Below are 9,820 nucleotides of genomic sequence, written 5' to 3' on the forward strand. Positions count from 1 at the left end.
TGTATTGGAGTTATATTTTGCCAAGTCCTATTATCAAGTCAACCTTTAATAGTGATAGCAATAGGAGCAGCCTTATGTACAGTGCAGTTAAGCGTTTTTTCAATACCGGCCAGCAAGGATGCTCACAACAAAGCAGTCACTTTTACGATTCGCGTTGGTGGCAAGGCTTAATAATGGTTACGGCTATCGCGTTGGTTGCAACCTATCTGAGTCATGTTCCTTTTGTTCAGCAAACAGGATTAAGCTCTTTAACCATTGGGATCGTGCTCGGTATTATTGTTGGTAATACCCTCTTTTCACGGGTAGCCGTGCACACTGATGTCGGCGTAGATTACGCCAAAAGCATATTATTAAAAGCTGGCGTAGTGTTGTTTGGTTTTCGTATTACCTTTGCCCAAGTGGCGGGCGTGGGTTGGCAAGGCCTAGTCACTGACATGGCAATGCTGGGCTTAACGTTCTGGCTGGCGGTGCAGCTGGGCAAGCGTGTTTTCAAATTAGACGAACAGACCACCATTCTTATTGGTGCTGGCAGTTCAATTTGCGGTGCAGCCGCAGTCATGGCGACTGAGCCCGTGGTAAAAGCCCAGGCGCATAAGGTATCTGTTGCGGTTGCCACTGTGGTGGTGTTTGGCACCTTGAGCATGTTTATTTACCCTCTTGCTTATGGCTACTTAGGGTTAAGTGAACACGCCTACGGAATTTATGCTGGCTCTACCATTCATGAAGTGGCACAAGTGGTGGCGGCAGGCAGTGCGGTTAGCCCTGAAGCTGCAAATGTGGCAGTGATTGAAAAAATGCTAAGAGTCATGATGCTTGCGCCTTTTTTAGTGTTGTTGTCAGTATGGCAAAACAAAAAACACGCAAAAACGTTGTCAGCAAACGAAGCTGGCAAGCCAAACAAAAGCAACATTATGATCCCTTGGTTTGCCGTGCTATTTATTGTGGCCAGTGGCATCAACTCGGCTCAGATTATCCCTGCAATTATCACCGAAAAAATAATTCATTTAGACGCTATTTTACTGACTATCGCTATGGTGGCATTGGGACTACGCACCCATATTGGCGCAATTCGCCAAGCCGGGCTAAAGCCTTTATTACTGGCAGCTTGCTTGTTTTTATTTCTTACCCTTGGTGGGTATGGGATAAATGTGGCGATAGCAGGCATATAGTCTTTTTACATGGATCCACAGATTTCAAATAGAGGCCTAGCTTTAAGGGGTTCAATAGATTTACATCTTTTAAGGTAATTGCAATAGCAGCCCAAAAACATACCACTGGTGGACGACGAAACGTTTCAACCCGGTGGTATTTTAGAAAAATACATTTAGCAATCGGGTACCCATGAAAACTGGGGTTAATGATTAATTTACACTGACCCCATTATTTCCCTAACCCCAATTTTATTTAATTTTTATAGGAAGGATCAATACGATCCAATTTCCTTAGCCAAGCTTGCCACACTATATGACGTTCATGCTCTACTTTCTTAAACTGCGAACTAACATATTGAGCTAATTCATTAGAAATAGTCGACACTTTTGACAGGCTTCCCATTTGCGAAGCAGCCAACTGAATTTCACAGGCACGATTAAGGTAATACATAATTTGAAATGCATCTGCGACACTTTCACCTACCGTTAATAAACCATGGCTGCGCAGGACTAACCCTATATTATTGCCTAATGATTGTTGAATACGTTTACGCTCTTCAAGGTTCCATGCAACACCTTCATAGTCATGATAACCAAGACGATCATAGAACTCAGTACTGATCTGATTTAGCATCAATAAACCATCATCACAAGCCGCTAAAGCCATACCTGCCAGTGTATGGGTATGCATCACACAATGGGCATCGTCACGCGCCATATGTACAGCACTATGAATAGTAAAACCAGCGAGATTATAATCTGCGTCGCCTTCTAAAATCTTACCTTGAGAATCAACAACAACTAAATCACTGGCACAGATTTCATCAAACATTAGCCCAAAAGGGTTGATTAAAAAACGGGGAATTCCGTCCCCAGGTAAACGGACTGAAAAATGAGTATACAAAGTATCTTCCCAACCTAGCATCGCAGCTAGTCGGTATGCTGCTGCTAAATCACGACGTAAAATCGCTTCTTGTTGTAAATTATCACTGCTCATTGTTTAACTCTCATAAATTCTATCCAGTAAATTAGTAATGTTGTGGAATATACTTAAAATAAAGCGTAAGTCATTTCATTCATCATCATTAGGTCAATCAAATGTTATAATCATTGCCGTATAATTATCGACTAGCGGAAAAATACATGGCGAAGCCTAATAAAAAAGCCCCAGAGTCATCCGTAAACATCTTCTGCAGCCAGTGTAAAACCCAGCTATTTAAATACCGCAAAGGCGGCAAAGGCGGCAAAGGATCGCTACTTAAATGTTTTAAGCAACGCATTACTAAAGATTTCACTTTATCGCCCTGCACTTGCCCAAAGTGCAATAGCATCTTCGCCAGAGATACTTTAATAAGAGGCACTCCCGCATTTAAAATGATCGGTGGTAAAGTATTTAGTAAATAATGACTATTCTACAGCAACAAGTCGAATTAGTGTGACTGTCTTGCTAATTACTCCCGTGAATTACCCTAGTCCTTGCAACAACCCTCGTAACCCTTTGCCATGATTTAGATTGAAAACTTGGGTTTTACCGTATTGTATCAACACAGATTTAATATCTTCGGAAAAGTAGTCATGCCAGTTGCAAACAAAGCCCATGCTCCATTTGGGGTAATCTCGCTTTTCTATTATTTCAGAAATAATGACGCGCAAATTTTGATGACGGGGATCACGCCTGATTGACTCTAATAGAGTATAAACCTGCTCTTCTGAACCTTCTAAGACCTGAAAAAAATTCTGACCATTCACCACAAGAAAACCAGTTATATCTTGTTCGTAATTGTTTTTTGTCGATACGGTAAGAATATCGTCGAAATCTTGCTGATTTAGTTCTCGAGCAAAATCACTGACATAGATTAAGTGAATCATAAATCGTCCGTTTTGATCTGATATAGTTTCAATCTACTAATTGGCGACTTAGTACAAAAAAAAACCTAGGTCGTAATAGTTAAAATGACTCGTTATTAAAAAGTCCTATTTAAAATATAATGCAAATAATGGGTTCAATAGACAAACATCTTTTCAGGTAGTTGCGATAGAGGCCAAAATTACCACTGCTGGACGAAGAAAAGTTTCAACCTGGTGGTATTTTAGGAAGATACATATAGCAATCCGGTATATTTGTTGAGGGTCCAGTCTGTGGCTGTCCGTGTGATGGCCTTCTCATTATATAGCTGACGTTGATATCGGATTTGTCTAACATTTGGCCTTTATTGCTTAAATGTGTCAGAACCGCACCATGAACCATTATAGTTATAAGAAAAATTGTTGTTTTAAACACAAGGGAGCCTTGCATCAGTTTCTGGTGTTTTTAATTAGTTGATAGTGATGTTACATGGTTTAAAAAACGCAGTATCACATCAAGTTCTAACCTTATCAGGACAGCCATAATAAGAAGAAATTTATGTGCACAGCACAGAAAATACCACAAGCATGCTTTTGATTTACCCTCGACTCCAATTTTCCAAATTCCAAATAGACTTGCCAGATGTCCAGACATGGACGTCTGGACAAGGCGAATTGCTTTACATGGATGTTACCTTTCGCCGCTCTGGCATAGGAGTCTATTTTTAATTTGAATAGAAAATTGGCCGGAGCGCGGCCTCTTTTGCTTACTTTTCTTGGCTGTTGAAGAAAACTAAGTCGGACCGCAGGGATGCGGTTTGAAACCCCGCAATGGATTGCGGTGAACGAAGTGAATAATATTAGTCAGCAAAGCCCATGCTTTGTGGCTCAGCCATAAAAAAAGCGAGCCTAAGCTCGCTTTTTCAAAACAACAACAATCAATCTTCCATATAAGTCTCAATACTCGGACAAGAACAAATAAGGTTACGATCTCCATATACGTCATCGATGCGGTTAACGCTTGGCCAGAATTTATTTCTAGCCACTGACGGTACTGGGTATGCGGCAGTTTGTCGGTCGTAGGCACGATTCCAGTCGCTGTCGCAGATGTCGTCTAGGGTGTGGGGGGCGTTATGTAGTGGGTTGTCGATTGCGTCCCATTCGCCGCTTTCCACTTTTGCCATTTCAGCGCGTATGCAGATCATGGCTTCGATGAAGCGGTCTAGTTCTGCTTTTGCTTCAGATTCTGTTGGTTCGATCATCAGCGTACCAGCTACTGGGAAGCTCATAGTTGGCGCGTGGAAACCGTAGTCGTTTAGGCGTTTAGCCACATCCATTTCAGTTACACCTGAGGTTTCCTTAGCTGGACGCAGGTCGATAATACATTCGTGAGCAACACGATTGTTACGACCTTTGTAAAGCACTGGATAATGCCCTTCGAGTTTCTGGGCTACGTAGTTGGCATTTAGCATTGCCACTTCGGTGGCTTTTTTGAGGCCTTCGCTGCCCATCATTTTGATGTACATATAGCTGATTGGCAGAATCGATGCACTTCCCCACGGCGCGGCTGAAACAGCGCCGTTTCCAGCAGTGGTATTACCGGTATCGACTACTTTGTGATTCGGCAAAAATGGGGCTAAGTGGGCTTTTACGCCGATAGGTCCCATACCAGGGCCACCGCCACCGTGTGGAATACAGAAGGTTTTGTGCAAGTTTAAGTGCGACACATCACCACCAATTAATCCCGGTGAGGTTACCCCAACTTGGGCATTCATATTAGCGCCGTCCATGTAAACCTGACCACCAAACTCGTGCACAATGTCACACATTTCTTTGATGGTTTCTTCGTAAACACCGTGCGTAGATGGGTAGGTGATCATTGCACAAGACAGATTTTCAGCCACTTCTTCGGCTTTCTTGCGCAAGTCAGCTAAATCGACATTACCGTTTTTATCGCAGTTAACCACCACTACTTTCAAGCTCACCATTTGCGCTGAAGCAGGGTTAGTTCCGTGGGCTGAGCTTGGAATTAAACATACGTTTCTGTGCCCTTCCCCACGACTTTCATGGTAATTTTTGATGGCGATTAGGCCAGCATATTCACCTTGCGCACCAGAGTTAGGTTGCATCGACATCGCATCGTACCCGGTGATATTAATTAACCAATCGCTTAGCTCGTCAATCATCTGCTTGTAACCTTGCGCCTGTTCAATTGGCGCAAATGGATGCAGTTTGCCAAATTCTGGCCAAGTTACCGGGATCATCTCCGCAGTTGCATTCAATTTCATGGTACATGAACCAAGGCTTATCATTGAATGGTTTAAGGCTAAATCTTTGTCTTCCAAAGATTTAATATAACGCAACATTTCGGTTTCTGAGTGATAAGAGTTAAACACTGGGTTAGTTAAAATCTCATCAGTGCGCAGTAAATGCGTGGGTAATGATTTCGAACCTTGGGTGGTAATTTCTGCGTCCATCATTTCAATATTGAAACCATGAGTATCACCACAGAATAAATCGATAAGCGCTTTTAAGTCGTGACGGGTGGTGGTTTCATCAACAGAAATTCCCACTTCGTTTGCAGCTAGATCTGAACGTAAATTCATACCCGCTTGTGCAGCACGAGCAATAAGGGCGTCTTTGTCTTCAACTAACACAGTGATGGTGTCGAACCAGCTATTATGCTTTAACGCATAACCATGACGGGTCAATGCTGCAGCTAATAAATCGGCAAAACGATTAATCCGAGTGGCAATGGTTTTCAGACCTTTAGGACCATGATAAACCGCGTAGAACGAGGCCATGTTTGCAAGCAATACTTGAGCTGTACAAATGTTTGAGTTAGCTTTTTCGCGGCGAATATGTTGTTCACGGGTTTGCAACGCCATGCGCAGTGCAGGACGTCCGCGAGTATCTTTAGATACACCAATGATGCGGCCAGGTAGCGAGCGTTTATAAGCATCGCGAGTGGCAAAAAAGGCGGCATGTGGACCACCGTAGCCCATTGGAACGCCAAAACGTTGAGCAGAACCTAGAACCACATCCGCGCCCATATCACCTGGTGATTTTAGTAAGACTAAGCTCATAATGTCTGCCGCAACGGCTACTATGGCTTTGTTTTCATGTAATGCACTGATGATATCGGTGAGATCTTTCACTTCACCCGTGGTGCCTGGATACTGTAATAACGCACCAAATATATTGTGAGAAGCCGCTTCTGCGTCTTTTCCAACAATTACGTCAAAACCAAACATTTCTGCTCGGGTTTTAATGACGTCCAACGTTTGTGGATGCACGTCGTCTGCCACAAAAAAGCTATTGGCTTTACGGTTTTTAGATACACGCTTGGCAAGCCCCATGGCTTCTGCAGCGGCTGTTGCTTCATCTAATAAAGAGGCAGAAGCAAGTTCTAATCCGGTTAAATCAATTGTCACTTGTTGATAGTTCAACAGCGCCTCTAAACGACCTTGGGCGATTTCAGGCTGATAAGGCGTATATGCCGTGTACCAACCTGGATTTTCCAATACATTACGTAAAATCACATTTGGCGTGATGGTATCGTTATAACCCATGCCGATAAAACTGCGTTTAATCTGATTCTTACTCGCAATTTGCTTGAGCTCTTGTAATGCTTGTACTTCGGTTATGCTGTCGCCAATGTTTAAGGATTCTGGTAAACGGATCCCAGCAGGAACAGTCTGCTTCATCAAGTCGTCTAATGACTCAGCGCCAACAAATTCGAGCATTTCTGCCATTTCGCTTTCGCTTGGGCCAATATGACGCCTTACAAAATCTTCGGTCTGTTCTAACTGAGCGAGTGAAAACGGAGTATTAGCCATGAATGAGTGCCTTTAATTTGAACAATGTGATACTGGAAATAGAAATGCAAAAGCTCTCTATATATTTGAATTCAATACAACTTGTTTGCTATCAATAGATAATACTCGCCACCTGTAATTACGAATAATTACAGTTGCGAGCATTCTACTGATAACGAGTATTAGTCTTCGTCGATACTGTTTGAGTAACCTTCAGCATCTAACAAAGATTCCACTTCAGCTGGATCTTCAGCTTCTATGCGGAACAACCAACCGTCGCCAAAAGCGTCACTATTAACAAGTTCTGGTGTGTTTTCCAAATCTTCGTTAATGGCTACGATCGTTCCTGTGATAGGTGCATAAACATCAGAAGCTGCTTTTACTGACTCAGCTACAGCTACGTCGTCTCCAGCGCCTACCGCGTCGCCAACTTCTGGCAACTCAACAAATACCATATCACCCAAAAGCTCTTGAGCATGCTCAGTGATCCCGACGGTAAAAGTGCCATCACTTTCAGGTCTAACCCATTCGTGAGTTGATGCATAACGTAATTCTGATGGAATGTTGCTCATAATCGTTCCTAAATATTGGTTTTTATTAAACTACTTAATCGAAATTTCATTTAAGGTGATGTTATCTCACCTTTTTAAAGAACACTTTTTCCGTTTCTAACAAAGCTAGGTTTAACGATGTTAACGGTTACCCACTTTTTACGCATTTCTACTTCAGCGGTGGTATCTGCAGTAGCAGGCAATCTTGCCATGGCAATACTGTGTCCTAGGGTTGGAGAAAATGTACCGGAAGTAATCACGCCTTCCCCTTCAGACACCTTCACTTTTTGACCTGTGCGCAAAACACCTTTGTCAGTCATCACCAAGCCCACTAACTTCTGAGTGCCTTCAGCCTTCTGTGTTTCAAGTGCTTTACGGCCCATGAAATCACGATCTGCTGGTTCCCAAGTTATAGTCCAAGCCATGTTTGCGGCTAGCGGAGAAATCGTTTCGTCCATGTCTTGGCCATATAAATTCATACCTGCTTCCAAACGCAAGGTATCACGAGCACCTAAGCCGCATGGAGCAACACCAGCTTCGATCAGACGTTGCCAGAAATCACCCGCCATTTCGTTAGGCACCATAATTTCGTAACCCGCTTCGCCAGTATAACCGGTCGTAGCGATAAACAAATCTTCTGCTTGCACACCAAAAAACGGCTTCATTCCAGCAACAGCCTCTTTTTGTGCGTCTGAAAACAAAGTCGCGGCTTTTTGTTTAGCGTTCGGGCCTTGCACAGCGATCATTGCATAATCAGGGATTTCAGTAATAGTAACCTCAAAACCATCAGCTACGCTGTTCAACCAATCCATGTCTTTTTCACGAGTGGCTGAGTTAACAACCAAGCGATAATTTGTTTCATCGAAGTGATATACAATCAAATCATCTACCACACCGCCTTCTTCATTTAACATACCGCTGTAAAGGGCTTTACCTTTTTCGGTCAATTTGGCTACATCATTAGCCAATAGTTTGCGTAAATAGCCTTTAGCTTCACTGCCTTTTACATCCACAATCGTCATATGCGACACATCGAACATGCCAGCATCTTTTCTCACTGCATGATGTTCTTCAATTTGTGAACCATAATTAATCGGCATTTCCCAGCCATGGAAGTCCACCATTTTTGCGCCAGCTTCAATATGCTTGGGGTGTAAAACTGTTTTGTTGGTCATTTACCTTCACCTGATTGCGTCACTTAGAATTAGCAGTATAGAAATCACTCGGCGCTGGGACAAATTGATAATTCAAATGCTTACATAATTTTTTTAAATGTATTAAATTACTTAAATTAGTAATCCTAATGAATTTATAAGCTGAATATCTTTTATGAGACAACTGTCTTTAGACCAATTGCGTACTTTTGTAACTGTCGTAGAGCTAGGCGGCTTCGCTAAAGCGGGTGACATGCTGGGCCGTTCGCAGCCGGCAATCAGTTTACAAATTAAGAAATTAGAAGAACAACTTGGACGTCGCCTATTTGATAAAATTGGCCAGCGCCAGTTAGTCAACCAAGATGGTCAGGCGCTATTGCAACAAGCTAGAACCATGCTGAGTATCAACGACGACATATTCCGTCAATTCGAACAATCGTCTTTACGAGGCCGACTGCGACTAGGCATACCTAGCGAATTTGCTACTACCCTACTCCCCAGTATCATCGGAGAATTCAGTAAACAATATCCAGATGTCGCCCTAGAAGTCACCTCTGAACTGAGCCGTAGTTTACTCAATGATAAAAATCACCGTGACTTTGATTTAGTGCTGGCACTAGTGCATCCAGATCAACAAACCGAAGGTGAAGTGGTGTTAGAAGATGAGTTAATTTGGGTGGGCGATGCAAATAAAGCCATAAGCGCTAACAAAGTAGCACTGGTTTTAGCTCCAGATGGCTGTGTTTATCGCTCCCGTGTAATTGAAAAACTTAAACAACAAACCACCAGCTGGCGAATCACCTATACCAATGCCGATCTTTATGGGTTGATAGCAGCAATACAACAAGGTTTAGGCATCACCGCGTTAGCAAGGTCTAGTTTACCCAGTGCCTTACAGGAAATTCGCCATAAGTCGTTGCCACAATTAGGCAAAATCAAAATATGCCTATTCAACCTCGATACCCAACACCCGCAAATTAGTCGCGCCTTAGCCGATTTCATCATGGCCAGGTTGAAATCGTAAGCCCCGCGCAAAATCCACCCTGTAGGCGGTGGCTTTAGCCCCGCGTTAGGGGAATTCCATGGCCTAAAGACCATGCTACAACCTGCGCGCAATCATCGGTGGGAGGTTAACCATCTCCCATGGCCTAAAGACCATGCTACAAATAAGATGATTTCCCCTACCCTGTAGGCGGTGGCTTTAGCCCCGCGTTAGGGGAATTTCATGGCCTAAAGACCATGCTACAACCTGCGCGCAATCATCGGTGGGAGGTTAACCATCTCCCATGGCCTAAAGACCA

The 9,820-nt window shown here is 43.2% G+C and carries 8 protein-coding genes; 3 read left to right on the forward strand and 5 right to left on the reverse strand.

Going from position 1 to position 9,820, the window contains the following annotated elements; all coding sequences use genetic code 11:
- Positions 1-74 precede the first annotated feature (74 nt).
- The gene (locus Q4567_RS20900) at positions 75-1,169 is read left to right on the forward strand and encodes a YeiH family protein (RefSeq protein ID WP_303475643.1); all 1,095 of its coding nucleotides are present in this window, start codon (positions 75-77) and stop codon (positions 1,167-1,169) included.
- Positions 1,170-1,404: 235 nt separating this feature from the next.
- Here the strand turns inward: Q4567_RS20900 and Q4567_RS20905 are convergent, their stop codons facing one another.
- Positions 1,405-2,148 carry a class II aldolase/adducin family protein gene (locus Q4567_RS20905; RefSeq protein WP_303502201.1) on the reverse strand — a complete coding sequence of 248 codons (744 nt, stop codon included), beginning with the start codon at positions 2,146-2,148 and terminating at the stop codon, positions 1,405-1,407.
- Between the two features lie 146 nt (positions 2,149-2,294).
- Here Q4567_RS20905 and Q4567_RS20910 point away from each other — a divergent pair, with 146 nt between their 5' ends.
- Entirely contained in the window at positions 2,295-2,555 is a 261-nt protein-coding gene (locus tag Q4567_RS20910; protein WP_303502203.1) for a hypothetical protein, read from the forward strand.
- Positions 2,556-2,615: 60 nt separating this feature from the next.
- Here the strand turns inward: Q4567_RS20910 and Q4567_RS20915 are convergent, their stop codons facing one another.
- The 4 genes from Q4567_RS20915 to gcvT form a co-directional block, all read right to left on the reverse strand.
- Entirely contained in the window at positions 2,616-3,020 is a 405-nt protein-coding gene (locus tag Q4567_RS20915; protein ID WP_303502205.1) for a BLUF domain-containing protein, read from the reverse strand.
- A gap of 914 nt (positions 3,021-3,934) precedes the next feature.
- Positions 3,935-6,835 carry an aminomethyl-transferring glycine dehydrogenase gene (gene gcvP, locus Q4567_RS20920; protein WP_303502206.1) on the reverse strand — a complete coding sequence of 967 codons (2,901 nt, stop codon included), beginning with the start codon at positions 6,833-6,835 and terminating at the stop codon, positions 3,935-3,937.
- 161 nt (positions 6,836-6,996) lie between these two features.
- Positions 6,997-7,386: a glycine cleavage system protein GcvH gene (gene gcvH / locus Q4567_RS20925; RefSeq protein ID WP_216047182.1), complete on the reverse strand. Its 390-nt coding sequence runs from the start codon at positions 7,384-7,386 to the stop codon at positions 6,997-6,999.
- Between the two features lie 74 nt (positions 7,387-7,460).
- Positions 7,461-8,540, reverse strand: a complete 1,080-nt coding sequence (gcvT, locus tag Q4567_RS20930) for a glycine cleavage system aminomethyltransferase GcvT (protein WP_216047183.1) — start codon at positions 8,538-8,540, stop codon at positions 7,461-7,463.
- Positions 8,541-8,694: 154 nt separating this feature from the next.
- Here gcvT and Q4567_RS20935 point away from each other — a divergent pair, with 154 nt between their 5' ends.
- Positions 8,695-9,543 carry a LysR family transcriptional regulator gene (locus Q4567_RS20935; protein ID WP_216047184.1) on the forward strand — a complete coding sequence of 283 codons (849 nt, stop codon included), beginning with the start codon at positions 8,695-8,697 and terminating at the stop codon, positions 9,541-9,543.
- Positions 9,544-9,820 lie beyond the last annotated feature (277 nt).

Source organism: Aliiglaciecola sp. 2_MG-2023 (genome assembly GCF_030548145.1).
In the GTDB taxonomy this organism is placed as follows: Bacteria; Pseudomonadota; Gammaproteobacteria; order Enterobacterales; family Alteromonadaceae; genus Aliiglaciecola; species Aliiglaciecola lipolytica_A.

Excerpts from the sequence above, each read along its gene's own strand:
- gcvT (WP_216047183.1), bottom strand. The coding sequence starts at position 8,540 with ATGACCAACAAAACAGTTTTACACCCCAAGCATATTGAAGCTGGCGCA.
- gcvH (WP_216047182.1), bottom strand. The coding sequence starts at position 7,386 with ATGAGCAACATTCCATCAGAATTACGTTATGCATCAACTCACGAATGG.
- Q4567_RS20915 (WP_303502205.1), bottom strand. The coding sequence starts at position 3,020 with ATGATTCACTTAATCTATGTCAGTGATTTTGCTCGAGAACTAAATCAG.
- Q4567_RS20905 (WP_303502201.1), bottom strand. The coding sequence starts at position 2,148 with ATGAGCAGTGATAATTTACAACAAGAAGCGATTTTACGTCGTGATTTA.
- Q4567_RS20900 (WP_303475643.1), top strand. The coding sequence starts at position 75 with ATGTACAGTGCAGTTAAGCGTTTTTTCAATACCGGCCAGCAAGGATGC.
- gcvP (WP_303502206.1), bottom strand. The coding sequence starts at position 6,835 with ATGGCTAATACTCCGTTTTCACTCGCTCAGTTAGAACAGACCGAAGAT.
- Q4567_RS20910 (WP_303502203.1), top strand. The coding sequence starts at position 2,295 with ATGGCGAAGCCTAATAAAAAAGCCCCAGAGTCATCCGTAAACATCTTC.
- Q4567_RS20935 (WP_216047184.1), top strand. The coding sequence starts at position 8,695 with ATGAGACAACTGTCTTTAGACCAATTGCGTACTTTTGTAACTGTCGTA.